Raw genomic sequence first — 17,514 nt, 5'->3', positions numbered from 1 at the left:
GTCGCGCCTGCGACGCCCCTCGTCGCGTCCTCAGACGCGCTGGACGCTGAAGGCCAGTCCGAGCTCGGCGTCGCGGTGCTCGAGGGCCTCGGGCTCCGAGCTCTCCAGGATCCCCGAGGCCAGCACCTCCTCGGCGATCAGGTCGCCGTGCTCGGCCATGGCCGCGGCGAGCTCCGCGTCCCCGGAGTCGAGCGCCGCCCAGGAGACGGTGATCCGGTCGGAGACCTCGAACCCGGTCCCCTTGCGGGCCTCCTGGATCATCCGCACCACCTCACGGGCCAGTCCGGCCCGGCGCAGCTCCGCGGTGATCTCGAGGTCGAGGGCCACGGTCTCGCCCTGCTCGTTGACCACCGACCAGCCCTCGCGGGGGCGTTCGGAGACGATCACCTCGTCGCTGGTCACCTCCACCGGTGCACCGTCGAGGTCGACGGTGGCCACGCCGTCGGCGGCGAGCGCTGCAGCCAGCGCCTCGGCGTCGGCGGCCGCGATCGCGGCCGCCACCCGCGGGGTGTCCTTGGCGAACCGCTTGCCCAGGGCGCGGAAGTTGCCCTTCGCCGTGTGGTCGACCAGGTCGGCGCCGGCGGCCGAGAGCGGCTCCAGGCCGCCGATGTTCAGCTCCTCGGCCACCTCGGCGCGCAGCTCGGGGCTGAGCCGGTCGTAGGCGGCTGATGCGACCAGGGCGCGCCGCAGCGGCTGCCGGGTCTTCATCTTGGCCTCCGCGCGTGCGGCCCGACCGAGCTCGACCAGTCGCCGCACCAGCTTCATCGAGCCGGTCAGCTCGGCGTCCACGAGTGCGGGGTCCTGGGTGGGCCACTGGGAGAGGTGCACCGAGACCGGCAGGTCCGACTCGGTCGTTGCGAACATGTCGCCCCACACCCGCTCGGTGATGAACGGCGCCATCGGCGACATCAGCTGGGTGGTGATCCGCAGGCACTCGTGCAGCGTCGCGAAGGCTGCGGGGTCGCCGTTCCAGAACCGACGGCGGGAGCGCCGTACGTACCAGTTCGACAGGTCGTCGACGTACGCCGAGAGCAGCGACCCGGCGCGCTGGGTGTCGAAGTTCTCCATCGCGGTGGTCACCTCGCCCACCAGGCGGTGGGCCTCCGAGAGCGCCCACCGGTCCAGCACGGGCCGCTCCGCGGGCGGGGGCACCGTCCCGCCGGGCGTCCAGTCGGCGAGGTTGGCGTAGAGCACGTGGAAGGCCACAGTGTTCCAGTAGGTCAGCAGCACCTTGCGGACCGTCTCCTGGATCGTGGTGTGCCCGACGCGACGCGCCGCCCACGGGGAGCCCCCGGCCGCCATGAACCAGCGGACCGCGTCTGCTCCGTGCTCCTCCATCAGCGGGATCGGCTCGAGGATGTTGCCGAGGTGCTTGGACATCTTGCGCCCGTCCTCGGCCAGGATGTGGCCCAGGCAGAGCACGTTGCGGTACGACGACTCGTCGAAGACCAGCGTCCCGACGGCCATCAGGGTGTAGAACCAGCCGCGGGTCTGGTCGATCGCCTCGCAGATGAAGTCGGCGGGGTAGGCCTGCTCGAGCATCTGCTCCGAGCCCTCGACGTGGGGGTAGCCCCACTGGGCGAACGGCATCGACCCGGAGTCGAACCACGCGTCGATCACCTCGGGCACCCGTCGGGCCTGCTGGCCGCAGGTCGGGCACGCGAAGACGACCTCGTCGATGAACGGCCGGTGCGGGTCGAGCCCGGACTGGTCGGTGCCGGTCAGGCCGGAGAGCTCCTCGAGCGAGCCGATGCAGGTCTGGTGCCCCTCCTCGCAGCGCCAGATCGGCAGCGGCGTACCCCAGTAGCGGCTGCGCGAGAGCGCCCAGTCGATGTTGTTCTCCAGCCAGTCGCCGTAGCGGCCGTGCTTGATCGTCGAGGGGTACCAGCTGGTCTTCTCGTTCTCCCGGAGCAGGGCGTCCTTGATCTGGGTGGTGCGGACGTACCAGGAGGGCTGGGCGTAGTACATCAGCGCGGTGTGGCAGCGCCAGCAGTGCGGATAGCTGTGCTCGTACGGCACGTGCCGGAACATCAGGCCACGCGACTCGAGGTCGCGCACCAGGTCGGCGTCCGCGTGCTTGAAGAACTGGCCGCCGACCAGGGGGATGTCCTGGGCGAAGTGGCCGTCGGAGCCGACGGGTACGACGATCGGCAGCCCGTAGGAGCGGCACACCTCCATGTCGTCGGCGCCGAAGGCGGGGGACTGGTGCACCAGCCCGGTGCCGTCCTCGGTGGTGACGTAGTCGGCGAGCACGACCAGGTGGGGCGCGGTGGCGCCCTCCTCGACCGCCGGGAACTCGACCAGCTCGAAGGGCCGCTGGTAGGTCCAGCGTTCCATCTCCGCACCGGTCACCGTGGCCTCCACGGTCCAGCCCTCGCCCAGGGCGGCCCCGACGAGGGGCTCGGCCACCACGAGACGCTCGGTGCCGTCGGTGGCCAGGACGTAGGTGACGTCGGGCCGCACCGCCACGGCGGTGTTCGACACCAGGGTCCAGGGGGTGGTGGTCCACACCAGCAGGGCGGCGCCGCGCTCGGCCCACGGGCCGGAGGTCAGGGGGAACCGGACGTAGACGCTGGGGTCGGTGACGGTCTCGTAGCCCTGGGCGACCTCGTGGTCGGAGAGGCCGGTCTCGTCGCGCGGGCAGTACGGCGCCACGCGGTAGTCCTCGACCAGCAGCCCCTTGCCGTGGATCTGCTTCAGGGCCCACCACACCGACTGGACGTACTCGGAGTCCATCGTCCGGTAGGGCTGGCGCATGTCGAGCCAGCAGCCCATCCGGTCGGTCATCTGCTCCCAGAGGTCGACATGGCGCTGCACCGACTCGCGGCAGCGTTCGTTGAACTCCGCGATGCCGAACGCCTCGATGTCGGCCTTGCCGGAGAAGCCGAGCTCCTTCTCCACGGCGAGCTCGACGGGCAGGCCGTGGCAGTCCCAGCCGCCCTTGCGGTTCACCTGGTAGCCCTGCATCGTCTTGAAGCGGGGGAAGACGTCCTTGAACGTGCGGGACTCGATGTGGTGGGTGCCGGGGCGGCCGTTGGCCGTGGGCGGGCCCTCGTAGAAGGTCCAGGTCTCCGCGCCGGCGTTGCGCGCCACGGACTTCTCGAAGACCTGTTCCTGGTTCCAGAAGTCCAGCACGCCGGACTCGAGCTCAGGCAGGTCGACCTGCGGGGGGACGGGGCGGTACGCGCTCACGGCTGTCCTTCGTCTTCGGGTCGGTGCTCTCGTATCGAACCGAAGGGACGAGGAGCGGCGTACGCCGTGCCCCGCGGTACCACCCTCCTTGGCCGGCGCCACCTGCTCGCCGACCCACTTCATGGGCGACCCGGCTGGGTCTCACCGCAGCTGGTTCTAGTCCGGGACGACCCGAGCAGCCGTCCGCGTTTCTTCCAGCGGCTCCGGGGTGATGTCACCGGCTGCCGTGCCACCGGGCTCACACCATCCCCGGCTCGCTCGTGGCCGTGCAACCGGGTCCTTGGTCCCTTCCACGCCTTGCGGTGGGTCCAGTGTGCCAGAACTGTGGGAGAGTTCTACGACCCTGGTGGCCGGCGCTGCCGGACGACCAGGTTGAAGGGCTTGAACCAGCAACATATCCTCTGCCAGCACGTATGACGCAGCTCATATCCATCACCCGGTAGGGGGCAGGTCGAGCCATGGCACCAGCGAGCAGGAAGTCCCTGACCCGGCTCGCGGGCGCCGCAGCGCGCAAGGTGGTGGGTCGTGGAGCCGCGGCAGCGGAGGCCGCGGCACCGGCGGTCTCGACGGCGAAGAACGGCACGGCGAAGAAGGCCGCCAAGAAGAACGGCACGACGAAGAAGTCCCCCACGAAGACCAGCGCGGCGACGAACGGCACGGCCAAGAAGGCCGTCGCCAAGAAGGCCCCCGCGAAGAAGAGCCCGGTCGAGAAGCGGCCAGTCAAGAAGAGCACCGTGAGCAAGAGCCCGACGAAGAAGGCCCCGGCCAAGAAGATGCCGGCGAAGAAGCTGTCGGCGAAGACGAAAGTGGAGAAGGCCGTGACCCCTAAGAGCGCAGCGCGTACGACGGCGCCGGCGACCACAGGATCGGCGATGCCGACCGACCTGGTGGTCCTCGAGCAGGAGGACCCCTGGACCAAGACCGAGCTCAAGGAGGTCCGCGTCCAGCTCGACGACGACGTGAAGCGGCTCACCAGCGAGCTCGCCGAGGTCGAGGAAGACCTCGCCGGCATGATCGCGAACTCCGGCGAGGGCGCCGGCAACGACCAGGCAGACGTCGGCTCGGCCTCCTTCGAGCGTGATCAGGAGATGGTCATCGTCAACAACGCCCGCGACATGCTCGAGCAGTCCCAGCACGCCCTGCACCGGATCACCGACGGCAGCTACGGACAGTGCGAGGACTGCGGGAACGCGATCGGCAAGAACCGGTTGATGGCCTTCCCGCGCGCCACCCTGTGCCTGAGCTGCAAGCAGCGCGAGGAGCGTCGCTGAGCACCGAGGAGGACCCCCGCACGCCCACCATGCCCACCGGACCCACCGGCTCTGACGGGTCCGATGCACCCAGCGGCTCGGGCCGTCCGGGCCGCTCGGCCACCGGTCTCGCCCTGGCCGTCGCGGTGATCGCCCTGGCCGCCGACCTGCTCACCAAGCAGCTCGCGGTGCGGGAGCTGACCGGTCGGGCACCGGTGGAGGTGCTGGGCTCGTTCCTGCAGCTGCGACTGGTGCGCAACCCGGGGGCCGCCTTCAGCGCCGGCGCCTCGTTCACGCCCGTGATCACGGGTGTGGCCATCGTGGCGACGGTGGTGGTGGGCTACTACCTCCTGCGGGTCAGGTACCGGCCCTGGGCGATCGCGCTCGGGCTCCTGTTCGCAGGGGTCGTCGGCAACCTCATCGACCGGATGTTCCGGGCCCCGGGCCCGTTCCACGGACACGTGGTCGACTTCTTCGCGCTGCCCAACTGGCCGGTGTTCAACATCGCCGACATCTGCATCAACGCCGCCGGGGTCCTGCTCGTGATCCTGCTCGTCCGCGGCATCGACCTCGACGGCAACCGCATCCCCCACGAACCACGGAAGAAGAAGCGATGACCGCCCGGAGTGGAGAGCATCGCACCGTCCACGTCCCCGAGGGGCTCGGCGGCGAGCGCGTCGACGTGGCCCTCGCCCGCATGTTCGGCATCTCCCGGAGCAAGGCGGCCGAGCTGGTCGCCCAGGCCCTCGTGCAGCTCGACGGGCACCCTGCCGCCAAGTCCGACCGGCTCGTGCCCGGCACGATGCTCGAGGTGACCTTCCCCCGCGAGGAGGACCCCCTCGACGTGGTCGCCGAGGTGGTCGAGGGGATCCGGATCATCCACGACGACGACGAGATCGTGGTCATCGACAAGCCGGTCGGGGTCGCCGTACACCCCTCGATGGGGTGGACCGGGCCGACCGTCGTGGGGCACCTGCGCGGTGCCGGCTACCAGATCGCCACCAGCGGTGCCCCCGAGCGGCAGGGGATCGTGCAGCGCCTCGACGTCGGCACCTCGGGGGTGATGGTGATCGCGAAGAGCGAGCGCGCCTACTCGGTGCTGAAGAACGCCTTCCGTCACCGGCAGGTCGACAAGACCTACCACGCCCTGGTGCAGGGGCACCCTGACCCGCTCGAGGGCACCATCGACGCGCCCATCGGGCGGCACACCAAGTCGGACTGGAAGTTCGCGGTACGCGAGGACGGCAAGCACAGCGTCACCCACTACTCCACGCTCGAGGCGCACCGGTTCGCCAGCCTGCTGGAGGTCCACCTCGAGACCGGCCGCACCCACCAGATCCGGGTGCACATGGCCGCCCTGAAGCACCCGTGCGTCGCCGACCTGACCTACGGCGCCGACCCCACGCTCGCCCAGCGGGTCGGCCTGGAGCGGCAGTGGCTGCACGCGGTCGGGCTCGGCTTCGAGCACCCCGGCACGGGGGAGCAGGTGCACTACTCCTCGCCGTACCCCGACGACCTGGCGCAAGCCCTGGACATCCTGCGCGATGAGCGCTGAGGACCGGCCGGCGCAGCCGGCCGGGGAGGCCGTCGACGCCGACCTCGAGGACTTCGAGGACTTCGCGCTGCGTCCGGGACACCTCGAGGACCTGGACGAGCTCTGCGAGGTCTACCGGGCCTCCGCAGGCGGACCCGGCCTGCCGGAGGACGTGCGCTCCGCGGAGGAGGTCCGTGCCTGGCTCCTGGCCCTGCTCGACCTGCCCGGCCGGGAGCTGTGGGTCGCCGCACGTGAGGAGGTCCTCCTCGGGTTCGTGCTGATCGAGGACGAGTGGATCGACCTGCTCTACGTCCATCCCGAGCGCCCGGCGGCCGGCGTGGGCGCCGCCCTCCTGGACCTGGTCAAGGGCCTGCGACCGCGCGGCTTCGGGCTCAGGGTGCACCGGGCCAACACCCGCGCCCGGGCCTTCTACGCCAGGCGCGGGCTGGTCGAGCTCGAGCACACCGACGGCAGCAGCTACCCCGACGGCACTCCCGACGTGGCCATGGCCTGGCCGGGCGAGGAGCCGCTGGCCTACCTGCGCGGCCGCATCGACCTGGTCGACGACGAGCTCGCCGTGCTCCTGGCCCGGCGTACGGCGCTCACGGCCGCGGTGCAGGACCACAAGCTGAGCAGTGGCGCGGCCGCGGGGGAGCAGGGCCGTGACGCCGGCCGCGAGGCCGAGATCGTGGCCCGGATGGCCCGGCACGTGCCCGGGCTGGGGGCCGACCGGATCGCCCGGGTGATGCACACGATCATCGAGGAGAGCCTGGCCGCCTGGGAGGCCGCCGACCGACCCGGTGACCGACCCGGTGACCGACCCGGTGACCGGCCCGGCGAGGGGTCCCGTGACGGGTCTCACGACGGGTCCCCGGAGGCCTCCGGACCCCCATGAGCCGACGCCCGTGTCCTGTCAGGGGGGCCTGTCAGGCTGACGTACGCTGACCTTCTTCCCCGCACGACCGGGCGCCGACCACTGGCCGCGCCCGTGCTGAAGACGGGTATCGAACGACTGAGCTCCGGGAAGGGCTGATCGCGCTCCATGTCGAGCAAAGATGGATTCGTCCACCTGCACGTCCACACCGAGTACTCCATGCTCGACGGGGCCGCCCGGCTCGGCGACATGTTCGCGCGCACGGCCGAGCTCGGCATGGACGCCATCGCGATGACCGACCACGGCAACGTGTTCGGGGCCTACGACTTCTGGTCCAAGGCGCGCTCGGCGGGGGTCAAGCCCATCATCGGGATGGAGGCCTACTTCACCCCGAACACCTCGCGCTTCGACAAGAAGCGGGTGCGGTGGAACGACGGCGGCAACGACGACGTCTCCGGCTCGGGCGCCTACACCCACATGACGCTCCTCGCCGAGACCACCGCGGGGATGCACAACCTGTTCCGGCTCTCCTCCAGGGCCTCGATGGAGGGGTTCTTCTACCAGCCGCGCGCGGACCGCGAGCTGCTCACCGAGTACGCCGACGGCCTGATCGCCACGACCGGGTGCCCCTCGGGCGAGGTGCAGACCTGGCTGCGGATCGGGGACTACGAGAAGGCCCGCCAGGCCGCCGGGGACTTCCAGGACATCCTGGGCAAGGACAACTACTTCCTCGAGCTGATGGACCACGGTCTCGACATCGAGACCCGGGTCCGTGACGGGCTCCTGCGGCTGAGCAAGGACCTCGGGATCCCGCCGGTCGCCACCAACGACTCCCACTACGTGCACCAGCGCGACGCGCCCTCCCACGAGCACCTGCTCTGCGTCTCCTCGGGCAGCGTGATGAGCGACCCGAAGCGGTTCCGGTTCAACGGCGACGGCTACTACATCAAGTCACCGGCCGAGATGCGCGACCTGTGGGCGGTGCGCAACGGCCTGCCCGAGGCGTGCGACAACACGCTGCTGATCGCCGAGCGCTGCGACGTGGAGTTCACCGAGGGCAACGGCACCTACATGCCCCGGTTCCCGGTCCCCGAGGGCGAGGACGAGAACTCCTGGCTGGTCAAGGAGGTGGAGAAGGGACTCCGGTTCCGCTACCCCCAGGGCATCCCCGACGACGTCCGCAAGCGTGCCGACTTCGAGGTCGGCGTGATCATCGCGATGGGCTTCCCGGGCTACTTCCTCGTCGTCGCCGACTTCATCAACTGGGCCAAGGACAACGGCATCCGGGTGGGGCCGGGCCGCGGCTCCGGCGCGGGGTCGATGGTGGCCTACGCGATGCGGATCACCGACCTCGACCCGATCGTGCACGGCCTGATCTTCGAGCGGTTCCTCAACCCCGACCGCGTCTCCATGCCCGACTTCGACATCGACTTCGACGAGCGTCGCCGCGGCGAGGTCATCCGCTACGTCTCCGACAAGTACGGCGACGACCGGGTCTCGATGATCGTCACCTACGGCACCATCAAGGCCAAGCAGGCGGTCAAGGACTCCTCGCGGATCCTGGGCTACCCCTTCGCGATGGGCGACCGGATCACCAAGGCGATGCCCGCCTCGGTGATGGGCAAGGACGTGCCGCTCAAGGAGATCTTCGACCCGGCCCACAAGCGCTTCGGCGAGGGTGGTGAGTTCCGGGCGCTCTACGAGGGCGACCAGGACGTCAAGACCGTGGTCGACACCGCGATCGGCCTCGAGGGCCTCAAGCGCCAGTGGGGCGTGCACGCCGCAGGCGTGATCATGTCCAGCGAGCCGCTCCTCGACGTGATCCCCGTGATGCGGCGTCCCGCCGACGGCGCCAAGATCACGCAGTTCGACTACCCGACCTGCGAGAAGCTCGGCCTGATCAAGATGGACTTCCTCGGGTTGCGCAACCTGACGGTCCTCGACGACGCCCTGATCAGCATCGAGTCCAACCGCGGCGAGAAGATCGTGCTCGAGGAGCTCGAGCTCACCGACCCGGCGACGTACGCGCTGATGCAGAAGGGCGACACCCTCGGTGTCTTCCAGCTCGACGGCGGCCCGATGCGCGCGCTGCTGCGCAGCATGCAGCCCGACACCTTCGAGGACATCTCCGCGGTCGGCGCGCTCTACCGTCCCGGGCCGATGGGCGCGGACTCGCACAACAAGTACGCCCGCCGCAAGACCGGCCGCGAGCCGGTCGAGCCGCTGCACCCGGAGCTGGCCGAGGCACTCGAGGAGGTGCTGGGCGAGACCTACGGCCTGATCGTCTACCAGGAGCAGGTGATGGCGATCGCCCAGCAGCTGGCGGGCTACACGCTCGGCCAGGCGGACCTGCTGCGCCGGGCGATGGGCAAGAAGAAGAAGGAGGAGCTGGACAAGCAGTTCGCGACCTTCTCCGCCGGCATGACCGAGCGGGGGTTCTCCTTCGCCGCGATCAAGGCGCTGTGGGACACGCTGCTGCCGTTCTCCGACTACGCGTTCAACAAGGCGCACTCCGCGGCGTACGGCCTGGTGTCGTACTGGACCGCGTTCCTCAAGGCCAACTACCCGGCCGAGTACATGTCCGCGCTCCTCACCTCGGTGAAGGACGACAAGGACAAGATGGCGATCTACCTCAACGAGTGCCGCCGGATGAAGATCAAGGTGCTGCCGCCCGACGTGAACGAGTCGGAGGCCAACTTCACCCCGGTCGGCACCGACATCCGCTTCGGCCTGACCGCGATCCGCAACGTCGGCTGGAACGTCGTCGAGCAGATCGTCGAGGCGCGGCGGGAGAAGGGCCGCTACGTCGACTTCAACGACTTCATGGCCAAGGTCCCCGTGCTGGTGTGCAACAAGCGGCTGATCGACTCGCTCGCCCGGGCCGGCGCGTTCGACGACATGAAGCACAAGCGTCGCGCCATCGTGGCGATCCACGAGGAGGCGGTCGACAAGTACATCGACGCGAAGCGCAACGACGAGGGCGGGCAGGGCTCGCTGATGGAGATGCTCGGCGTCGAGGAGGTCGGAGGTGCGAGCACCGAGGTCGTCGTGCCCGACCACATGGACGAGTGGGACAAGAGCACCCTGCTCGGCCACGAGCGGGAGATGCTCGGCCTCTACGTCTCCGACCACCCGCTGACCGGGCTCGAGCACGTCCTCTCCGCGGCGGCCGACTGCACCATCGGCCAGCTCGTCACCGACGAGGACCGCCCCGACGGGTCCTTCGCGACCATCTGCGGCCTGATCACCTCGGTGACCCGCAAGATGACCAAGACCGGCAACGCCTGGGCCATCGTGACCGTCGAGGACCTCGAGGGTGCCATCGACGTGCTGCTGTTCCCCAGCGACTACCAGTTGGCAAGCACCCTGCTCGTCGAGGACACCGTGGTCACCGTGCAGGGCCGCCTGGACCGCAGCAAGGACCAGGCCGAGCTCCGCGGCAAGACCGTCTCCGCCCCGGTGATGGACGACCGGGGGAGCGGCGGGCCGGTGGTGATCACGCTGCCCTCCACCCGCTGCACCCCGCCGGTGGTGGAGCAGCTCAAGGAGGTGCTGCACACGCACCCGGGCACGACCGAGGTACGTCTCAAGCTCGTCTCGCGCAGCGGCACCCGGGTGCTCAAGCTCGACGACCGGCTGCGGGTCTTCGCCTCGCCGGCGCTCTACGGAGACCTCAAGCACCTGCTCGGACCTGGGTGCCTGGGATGACCCATCCCTCGCCGCCCGACTCGGAGCCGGTGCTCACCTCGGGCCCGGCCGGGAGGCCGTCGACCCGGCGGGGCGTGGCCGCCGACGTGCTGGTGGTGGCGGTGTGGTTCGCGGTCCTCGGCCTTCTCGGTGCGGTCGTGTGGTGGCAGGTGACCCCGTTGCCGACCGTGGTGAAGACCGGGACGGGAGCGACCCTGGCGCCCGAGGAGCTGGTCAAGCAGGCCGGCATCGACGGGTGGTTCTTCGTGATCGCGGCGGTCGCCGGCGTGGTCAGCGGCGCGGTGCTGCTCGCCTGGCGGCGGCGCGACCCGCTGCTGATGGTGCTGCTGGTCACCCTGGGTGCAGGCCTGGCGTCGTGGCTGATGATCAAGGTGGGCCTCGCCCTGGGCCCGGAACGGGAGCTGTCCGCGCTCAAGGGGCTCCCCGACGGCGCCGAGGTGAGGATGCAGCTCAAGCTGCACGCCCCCGGAGTGGCCTGGACGTGGCCGATCGCCACGGCGCTGGGTGCGCTGGTCTACCTGTGGGTGCTGCGTCGCCCCGACCGGCCGCAGCCCGCCCCCGAGCAGAACAGCCCCGGCCAGAACGGGGCCGGCCAGAACGGGTACGACTAGCACGAGCCTGAACAGGGCCGGCCTCGGTTGGGGTGACCCCCTCGCTGGGTACGACGGCAGGCATGGACTTCGACCTAGAGCGTTTCGTCACGGCGCAGGACTCCGGCAACACCTACGAGCAGGCGCTGGCCGAGCTGCGCCGCGGGCGCAAGACCAGCCACTGGATGTGGTTCGTCTTCCCGCAGGTGGCCGGCCTGGGGCGCAGCGCCACGGCGCAGCAGTACGCCGTCTCGGGACTGGCCGAGGCGCGCGCCTACCTGGCGCACCCGCTGCTCGGCCCCCGGCTCCGCGAGGCAGCCGCCGCACTCCTGGAGTCCGGGGAGACCCGCGCCGAGGACGTGCTCGGGTCCACCGACGCGATGAAGCTGCGCTCCTCGATGACCCTCTTCGACCGCGCGCAGCCCGACGAGCCCGTCTTCACGGCGGTGCTGGAGCGGTTCTTCGACGGCACCCCGGACCCCCGGACCCTCGAGCTCCTCGGCTGAACAGTCCCTTGTGACGCGGGGGTACGACGGCTCAGCGGCGCCCGATGTCGGCCACCGTCGCGTCCAGCAGGGCGACCAGGTCCGCGGGAGCCAGGCCGAGGTCGAGGCCGCGCCTGCCTGCGCTGACGTAGACGGTCGGCCGGTCGAGCGCGGAGCGGTCCACGACGGTGGGCAGCTGCCGGCGCTGGCCGAGGGGGGAGATCCCGCCGACCACGTAGCCGGTCGTCCGCTCCGCGGCGGCGGGGTCGGCCAGGGCGGCCTTCTTGCCGCCGACCGCGGCTGCGAGCGCCTTGAGGTCGAGCTGGCCCGAGACCGGGACCACGGCGACGGTCAGCTGCCCGTCGACCTCGGTCACCAGCGTCTTGAGCACCGCCTCCGGGTCCAGCCCCAGCTGCTCGGCGGCCTCCAGGCCGTAGGAGGTGGCCGCGCGGTCGTGGGTGTAGGGGTGCAGCGTGAAGGGCACCCCGGCACGTTCGAGCGCCACCGTGGCCGGCGTACCGCCGGATCGTGAGGCGGGGGACCGCCGGGCCATCAGTTGGGGGACCACCGGGTCCGGGCGACCTCGGTGGCCGGCAGGGAGGGCAGGGCGCGCATCGCCCGCATCTCCTCGTGCAGGGTGCGCCGGATCATCCCCAGGCGCACCTGGGCGCTGTCGGCCTCCAGCAGCGCCTGCCGCTGCGGAAGGGTGAGCAGGCAGGTGCTCGCGAGCGCGTAGGAGAGGTACGCCGGGTCGGTGGGGAGCTCGCCGGTGAGCACCGGGCCGCCGCGCAGGTCCGAGAGCTGGTGCCGGTAGGACTCGAACGCCGAGCGCGCCGCCTCTGCCTCGACGACGGCCTCCGGCTCGTCCTGGTCCGGCATCAGCTCGATCTCGCCCCGCAGGAACGGTCCCGAGCTGTCGGAGTTGAGCACCCGCAGCCGCTGCCGGCCGACGACCTCGATGTCGTAGCGGCCGTCGTCGTAGGCCTCGACCTCGGTGAGCTGGACCAGGGTGCCGACCCGGTGGGCCGACTGCATCCCGTGCTCGCCCACCTCGTAGCCCTCGCGGATCGCGAGGATGCCGAAGACCTGGTCGGCGGCGTCCTCGACCTCGATCAGCTCGCGCACCAGCACGCGGTAGCGCTCCTCGAAGATGTGCAGCGGGGTGGCGACACCGGGGAAGACCACCGCGTTGAGGGGGAAGAGCGGGACCATGGGCACGAGGCCAATCTAGGGGCAAGCCCCCGTCGTCGGGGGTTCCCGCCACCGAGGGGTACGTTTTCGGACGTGTCCCACGAACTGACCCCCGAGGAGCTGGCGTTCGTCACCTCCGCCTTCGACCACGCCCGCAACGGTGACCTGGTCGGCCTCACCGAGGTCCTCGATGCGGGCGTGCCGGTCAACCTGACCAACAGCAAGGGGGACACGCTGCTCATCCTCGCGGCCTACCACGTGCAGCCCGACGTCGTGCGTGCGCTGATCGCTCGCGGCGCCGACCACAGCCGGGTCAACGACATGGGGCAGACCGCGCTCGCCGCGGCCGCGTTCCGGCAGAGCGCCGAGATCGTCACCGATCTGCTCGACGCCGGTGCCGACCCCGACCTCGGCCCGAAGTCGGCCGTGGCCATCGCGACCTTCTTCGACCTCCCCGAGATGCTGGGGCTGCTGCGGCGCTGACGCCGCCTCTCCGGAGCGGTGGGGCCACGCCCGGTCCGGCTCCGGGGCCGTGGTCGGAGCCGCCTCGGCTGCCCACCTAGAATGGGCGGCATGATACGCCGGATCGACCTCCGGGACGGCAGCGCTGGCGCTGCTCCCGACTACCGCACCCTGGTGCCGCGCGCCGACTTCGACGTCGAGGCCGCGCAGCACGTGGTGCGCCCGATCTGCGACGGTGTCCGCGACCGGGGCGTGGAGGCGATCCTGGAGTACGCCGCACAGTTCGACGGCGTCACGCAGACCGACATCCGGGTGCCGCGTGAGGCGCTCCGCGAGGCACTGGCCGACCTCGACCCCCAGGTGCGCGCCGGTCTCGAGGAGTCCGTGCGTCGTCTGAGGATCACCTGCCTGGCCGAGCTCGGCACCGAGGTGGTCACCGACCTCGGCCCGGGCGCCCGCGTGATCCAGCGGCTGATCCCGGTCGACCGGGTGGGCCTCTACGTGCCGGGCGGCGTCGCCCCGCTGGTCTCCAGCGTGGTGATGAACGTCGTACCCGCGCAGGTCGCGGAGGTCGGCTCCATCGCGCTGAGCAGCTCGCCGCAGAAGACGCCGTTCAAGAGCTACGGCCCCGGGCTCCCGCACCCGACGATCATGGCCGCCTGCGAGCTCCTCGGCATCGACGAGGTGTACGCCGTCGGCGGCGCCCAGGCGATCGCGATGTTCGCCCACGGCGCCGGCCCGTGCCGCCGCGTCGACCTGGTCACCGGGCCGGGGAACATCTACACCGTCAGCGCCAAGCGGCTGCTCAAGGGCGTCGTGGGGATCGACTCCGAGGCCGGGCCGACCGAGATCGCCATCCTGGCCGACGACACCGCCGACGCGGCGTTCGTGGCCGCCGACCTGCTCAGCCAGGCCGAGCACGACCCGATGGCCGCCTCGGTGCTGGTCACCGACTCGACCCGGCTCGCCGACGAGGTCGAGGTCGAGCTGGACAAGCAGGTGGCCGCGACCCGCCACACCGACCGCGTGCGCACCGCCCTGTCCGGCGTGCAGTCGGGAATCGTCCTGGTCGACGACGTCACCCAGGGCCTCGAGGTGATCAACGCCTACGCCGCCGAGCACACCGAGATCCACACCGCCGACGCGGAGGCGGTCGCCGCGCGGGTGCGCAACGCGGGCGCCGTCTTCGTGGGCCCGTGGGCGCCGGTGTCGCTGGGCGACTACTGCGCCGGCTCCAACCACGTGCTGCCCACGGCCGGCTGCGCCTGCCACTCCTCGGGTCTCTCGGTGCGCTCGTTCCTGCGGGCGGTGCACGTCGTGGAGTACTCCCGCGACGCGCTCGCCGAGGTCGCCGACCACGTCGTCACCCTCGCCGACGCCGAGGACCTCCCCGGTCACGGAGCCGCGGTCAACGTGCGCTTCGGGCGCCGGTGAGGCCCGCCCCGGACGCAGCGGTCGGAGCGTCCAGCTGGCCGCCCCTGCGTGAGGAGCTCCAGGGCGTGGAGCCGTACGGCGCACCCCAGCTCGACGTGCCGGTGCAGCTCAACGTCAACGAGAACCCCTACGGTCCCTCCCAAGCTGTCGTCGACGACGTCACCGAGGCAGTGACCCTGGCCGCCGCCACGCTCAACCGCTACCCCGACCGCGAGTTCACCGAGCTGCGCAGCGGGCTGGCGGCGTACCTCAGCCTCGAGGCCGGGACCACGATCGCCCCCTCCCAGGTCTGGGCCGCGAACGGCTCCAACGAGGTGATGCTGCAGATCCTGCAGGCCTTCGGCGGCCCCGGGCGTACGGCGATCTCGTTCGCGCCGACGTACTCGATGTATCCCGAGTACGCCCGCGACGCGATGACCAACTGGGTGGCCGGCCGCCGGCACGAGGACTTCAGCTTCGACCTCGACGAGGCCCGCCGGCTCATCGACGAGCACCAGCCCAGCGTGATCCTGCTGCCGTCCCCGAACAACCCGACCGGGACGGCGCTGCCGCACGAGGTGATCAGCGAGCTCTGCGAGCTGGCCGAGGACCAGCCGGTGCCCGGCGTCGTGGTGATCGACGAGGCCTACGCCGAGTTCCGGCGCGCCGGCACCCCCTCGGCGCTGGAGCTGCTGCCCGAGCACCGCAACCTGATGGTGAGCCGCACGATGAGCAAGGCCTTCGCGCTGGCCGGGGCCCGGCTCGGCTACCTCGCGGCCGCCCCGGAGCTGTGCGACGCGCTCCGGGTGGTGCGGTTGCCCTACCACCTCTCGGCGGTCACCCAGGCGGTGGCGAACGCGGCCCTGCGCCACGCCGACGAGCTGCTCGGGAAGGTCGCGGAGCTGCGCGAGGAGCGCGACCGGACCGTGGAGTGGCTGCTGGCCGAGGGCTACGAGGTCGCGCCGAGCGACGCGAACTTCGTATTGTTCGGTCGGTTCGCGGATCGTGCGGCAGTGTGGCAGCAGCTGCTCGACCGCGGCGTGCTGATCCGGGTGACCGGACCGGAGGGCTGGCTGCGGGTCTCGATCGGCACTCCAGCAGAGATGAAGGCGTTCAAGGACGCCATGAGAGAGGTGACAGCATGACTCCGAGCACGAACCGGATCGCACGCATCGAGCGGGAGACCAAGGAGTCGAAGGTGCTCGTCGAGCTCGACCTCGACGGGTCCGGCCGCACGGACGTCTCCACCGGCGTCGGGTTCTACGACCACATGCTCACCGCCTTCGGGCGTCACGCCCTGTTCGACCTCACCGTCCAGACCGAGGGCGACACCCACATCGACGCGCACCACACCGTCGAGGACACCGCGATCGCGCTCGGCGACGCGCTGCTGCTCGCGCTCGGGCCCAAGTCCGGCATCCGCCGCTTCGGCGACTCGCTGGTGCCGCTCGACGAGGCCCTGGTGCAGTGCGCCGTGGACGTCTCGGGCCGGCCATACTGCGTGCACCTCGGCGAGCCCGAGGGCCAGCAGTTCGTCACGATCGGCAACGCCTACCTCGGCTCGCTGACCCGGCACGTCTTCGAGACCCTCGCGCACCACGCCCAGATCGCCCTGCACGTGCGGGTGCTCTCGGGACGCGACCCGCACCACCTCGTCGAGTCGCAGTTCAAGGCGGTCGCCCGCGCCCTGCGCGACGCCGTGGCCTACGACCCCCGCGAGACCGGGGTCCCCTCCACGAAGGGAACGCTCTGAGCACCGACGCCCCCACCCCCGAGGACACCGCAGGCACCGCCCCGAAGGTGGTGGTCCTCGACTACGGCTCCGGCAACCTGCGCTCGGTCGTGCGCGCCCTGGAGCGGGCCGGTGCCGAGGTCACGCTGACCGCGGACCGTGACGCCGCGATGGCCGCCGACGGACTGGTGGTGCCGGGGGTGGGCGCCTTCGCCGCGTGCATGGAGGGGCTGCGTGCCGTCTTCGGCCACGAGATCATCGGGCGCCGCCTGGCCGGCGGGCGACCGGTCCTCGGCATCTGCGTCGGGATGCAGATCCTCTTCGAGCGCGGGGTCGAGCACGGCGTCGAGACCGCCGGCTGCGACGAGTGGCCCGGCGTCGTGGAGCGGCTGCAGGCGCCCGTCGTACCCCACATGGGGTGGAACACCGTGGAGCCGCCCGCCGGGTCCACGCTGTTCGCCGGGATCGAGGACGAGCGGTTCTACTTCGTGCACTCCTACGGTGTCCGCGACTGGTCGCTGGTCACGAACGGCCGCACCCGGGCGCCGCTGGTCACCTGGGCCTCCCACGGTGGCGACCGGTTCGTGGCCGCGGTCGAGAACGGTCCGCTCACCGCGACCCAGTTCCACCCCGAGAAGTCCGGCGACGCCGGTGCGCGTCTCCTGGCGAACTGGGTGCGGAGCCTGCGCCGCCCCGGCACGTCCTGATGCCCGCACGATGAGCCGCCGATGAGCCCGCGATGAGCCCCCGATGAGCAAGGAACGCGCCCGGCGACGCGAGGCCCGGGAGAAGGAGGCCGCGATCGTGACCGCCGCGCGCGCCTCCGAGGCCGAGCGCCGTGAGCGCCGTGCCGCTCGTCAGCGCGCCTTCGCGTCGCGGCTGCCCCGGCGTCGTTCGCGTCCGACCGGGATCCTGGCCGCCCGCCGTCGCCGGGAGACCGGTGCCACGATTGCCCTCCTGCTCGTCCTGAACGTGGTCGTCTGGGTGCTCTTCCCCGGCTGGCCCGCACGGGCGATGGCCCTGATCGTGAGCCTGCTCGCGGCCCCTGTCCTGCACACCATGCTGTTCCGCCGACGTTGAGAA

16 protein-coding genes are annotated in these 17,514 nt (G+C 71.1%); 13 read left to right on the top strand and 3 right to left on the bottom strand.

The window, feature by feature from the left end; translation table 11 throughout:
* Window positions 1–30: 30 nt before the first annotated feature.
* Window positions 31–3,192 carry an isoleucine--tRNA ligase gene (gene ileS / locus AC4BGB_RS06070; protein ID WP_490545672.1) on the bottom strand — a complete coding sequence of 1,054 codons (3,162 nt, stop codon included), beginning with the start codon at window positions 3,190–3,192 and terminating at the stop codon, window positions 31–33.
* 458 nt (window positions 3,193–3,650) lie between these two features.
* Here ileS and AC4BGB_RS06065 point away from each other — a divergent pair, with 458 nt between their 5' ends.
* The 7 genes from AC4BGB_RS06065 (at window position 3,651) to AC4BGB_RS06035 (ending at window position 11,654) form a co-directional block, all read left to right on the top strand.
* Window positions 3,651–4,463, top strand: a complete 813-nt coding sequence (locus tag AC4BGB_RS06065) for a TraR/DksA family transcriptional regulator (protein WP_490545670.1) — start codon at window positions 3,651–3,653, stop codon at window positions 4,461–4,463.
* Window positions 4,464–4,492: 29 nt separating this feature from the next.
* Window positions 4,493–5,059: a signal peptidase II gene (gene lspA, locus AC4BGB_RS06060; protein ID WP_490545668.1), complete on the top strand. Its 567-nt coding sequence runs from the start codon at window positions 4,493–4,495 to the stop codon at window positions 5,057–5,059.
* A complete protein-coding gene (locus AC4BGB_RS06055) occupies window positions 5,056–5,997 on the top strand; it encodes an RluA family pseudouridine synthase (RefSeq protein WP_490545666.1) in 942 nt (313 codons plus the stop codon). The genes lspA and AC4BGB_RS06055 overlap by 4 nt, the downstream gene beginning before the upstream one ends.
* Window positions 5,987–6,871 (top strand): GNAT family N-acetyltransferase, encoded by an 885-nt coding sequence (locus AC4BGB_RS06050; protein ID WP_490545664.1) that lies wholly within the window; start codon window positions 5,987–5,989, stop codon window positions 6,869–6,871. The genes AC4BGB_RS06055 and AC4BGB_RS06050 overlap by 11 nt, the downstream gene beginning before the upstream one ends.
* 147 nt (window positions 6,872–7,018) lie before the next feature.
* Window positions 7,019–10,558 carry a DNA polymerase III subunit alpha gene (gene dnaE, locus AC4BGB_RS06045; protein ID WP_490545663.1) on the top strand — a complete coding sequence of 1,180 codons (3,540 nt, stop codon included), beginning with the start codon at window positions 7,019–7,021 and terminating at the stop codon, window positions 10,556–10,558.
* Window positions 10,555–11,169: a hypothetical protein gene (locus tag AC4BGB_RS06040; RefSeq protein WP_490545661.1), complete on the top strand. Its 615-nt coding sequence runs from the start codon at window positions 10,555–10,557 to the stop codon at window positions 11,167–11,169. The genes dnaE and AC4BGB_RS06040 overlap by 4 nt, the downstream gene beginning before the upstream one ends.
* Window positions 11,170–11,231: 62 nt before the next feature.
* Window positions 11,232–11,654 (top strand): DUF1810 domain-containing protein, encoded by a 423-nt coding sequence (locus tag AC4BGB_RS06035; protein ID WP_490545659.1) that lies wholly within the window; start codon window positions 11,232–11,234, stop codon window positions 11,652–11,654.
* A 31-nt stretch (window positions 11,655–11,685) separates the two neighbouring features.
* Here AC4BGB_RS06035 and ybaK read toward each other — a convergent pair whose 3' ends face one another.
* Window positions 11,686–12,186, bottom strand: a complete 501-nt coding sequence (ybaK, locus tag AC4BGB_RS06030; protein WP_490546790.1) for a Cys-tRNA(Pro) deacylase — start codon at window positions 12,184–12,186, stop codon at window positions 11,686–11,688.
* Complete coding sequence (locus tag AC4BGB_RS06025; protein WP_490546789.1) at window positions 12,186–12,845, bottom strand: LON peptidase substrate-binding domain-containing protein; 660 nt, start codon at window positions 12,843–12,845, stop codon at window positions 12,186–12,188. The genes ybaK and AC4BGB_RS06025 overlap by 1 nt, the downstream gene beginning before the upstream one ends.
* Before the next feature lie 72 nt (window positions 12,846–12,917).
* Between AC4BGB_RS06025 and AC4BGB_RS06020 the strand changes: the two genes are divergently transcribed.
* From AC4BGB_RS06020 to AC4BGB_RS05995, 6 genes are all read left to right on the top strand, one after another.
* Complete coding sequence (locus tag AC4BGB_RS06020; protein WP_490545657.1) at window positions 12,918–13,307, top strand: ankyrin repeat domain-containing protein; 390 nt, start codon at window positions 12,918–12,920, stop codon at window positions 13,305–13,307.
* A 90-nt stretch (window positions 13,308–13,397) separates the two neighbouring features.
* On the top strand, window positions 13,398–14,720 hold the full coding sequence (gene hisD, locus AC4BGB_RS06015; protein ID WP_490545656.1) for a histidinol dehydrogenase: 1,323 nt from the start codon (window positions 13,398–13,400) through the stop codon (window positions 14,718–14,720).
* Window positions 14,717–15,844: a histidinol-phosphate transaminase gene (locus tag AC4BGB_RS06010; protein ID WP_490545654.1), complete on the top strand. Its 1,128-nt coding sequence runs from the start codon at window positions 14,717–14,719 to the stop codon at window positions 15,842–15,844. Before hisD ends, AC4BGB_RS06010 begins: the two co-directional genes overlap by 4 nt.
* The gene (hisB, locus tag AC4BGB_RS06005) at window positions 15,841–16,452 is read left to right on the top strand and encodes an imidazoleglycerol-phosphate dehydratase HisB (protein WP_490545652.1); all 612 of its coding nucleotides are present in this window, start codon (window positions 15,841–15,843) and stop codon (window positions 16,450–16,452) included. Before AC4BGB_RS06010 ends, hisB begins: the two co-directional genes overlap by 4 nt.
* A 47-nt stretch (window positions 16,453–16,499) precedes the next feature.
* Entirely contained in the window at window positions 16,500–17,138 is a 639-nt protein-coding gene (gene hisH, locus AC4BGB_RS06000) for an imidazole glycerol phosphate synthase subunit HisH (RefSeq protein ID WP_490545651.1), read from the top strand.
* Between the two features lie 43 nt (window positions 17,139–17,181).
* Window positions 17,182–17,511 carry a hypothetical protein gene (locus AC4BGB_RS05995; RefSeq protein ID WP_490545649.1) on the top strand — a complete coding sequence of 110 codons (330 nt, stop codon included), beginning with the start codon at window positions 17,182–17,184 and terminating at the stop codon, window positions 17,509–17,511.
* The last annotated feature ends 3 nt before the right edge of the window (window positions 17,512–17,514 follow it).

The sequence above is a fragment of the Nocardioides sp. Z30_9 genome (genome assembly GCF_058215735.1).
This window is presented reverse-complemented; position numbering and strand designations above follow the sequence as displayed.